The sequence below is a fragment of the Enterobacter sp. RIT637 genome (assembly GCF_019718755.1).
In the GTDB taxonomy this organism is placed as follows: domain Bacteria; phylum Pseudomonadota; class Gammaproteobacteria; order Enterobacterales; family Enterobacteriaceae; genus Enterobacter.
Genome location: NZ_JAIHAZ010000044.1, coordinates 1 through 960 on the forward strand (window position 1 = coordinate 1; position 960 = coordinate 960).

A 960-nucleotide genomic window follows, 5' to 3' on the forward strand; every position below is an offset into this window, starting at 1 on the left:
TTACCACTTTGTGATTCATGACTGGGGTGAAGTCGTAACAAGGTAACCGTAGGGGAACCTGCGGTTGGATCACCTCCTTACCTTAAAGAACCTGCCTTTGTAGTGCTCACACAGATTGTCTGATGAATGATGAACTTCTGAATGTACTTTTGAGTGCATTAAGAAGTTTTGCTCTTTAAAAATCTGGATCAAGCTGAAAATTGAAACGACACACATGTTATGTGTGTTCGAGTCTCTCAAATTTTCGCAAGTCGATGATGAATCGAAAGAAACATCTTCGGGTTGTGAGGTTAAGCGACTAAGCGTACACGGTGGATGCCCTGGCAGTCAGAGGCGATGAAGGACGTGCTAATCTGCGAAAAGCGCCGGCGAGGTGATATGAACCTTTGACCCGGCGATGTCCGAATGGGGAAACCCAGTGTGTTCCGACACACTATCGTTAACTGAATACATAGGTTAACGAGGCGAACCGGGGGAACTGAAACATCTAAGTACCCCGAGGAAAAGAAATCAACCGAGATTCCCCCAGTAGCGGCGAGCGAACGGGGAGCAGCCCAGAGTCTGAATCAGCTTGTGTGTTAGTGGAAGCGTCTGGAAAGTCGCACGGTACAGGGTGACAGTCCCGTACACGAAAGCACACTTGCTGTGAACTCGAAGAGTAGGGCGGGACACGTGGTATCCTGTCTGAATATGGGGGGACCATCCTCCAAGGCTAAATACTCCTGACTGACCGATAGTGAACCAGTACCGTGAGGGAAAGGCGAAAAGAACCCCGGCGAGGGGAGTGAAATAGAACCTGAAACCGTGTACGTACAAGCAGTGGGAGCACCTTCGTGGTGTGACTGCGTACCTTTTGTATAATGGGTCAGCGACTTATATTCTGTAGCAAGGTTAACCGTATAGGGGAGCCGAAGGGAAACCGAGTCTTAACTGGGCGTTAAGTTGCAGGGTATAGACCCG

Annotated in this window: 2 rRNA genes; both read left to right on the forward strand. The window is 49.3% G+C overall.

The annotated features are described in order from the left end of the window. Positions 1 to 80 (forward strand): 16S ribosomal RNA (locus K5E19_RS22995); the annotation flags it as partial. A gap of 208 nt (positions 81 to 288) precedes the next feature. Beyond that, positions 289 to 960 (forward strand): 23S ribosomal RNA (locus tag K5E19_RS23000); the annotation flags it as partial.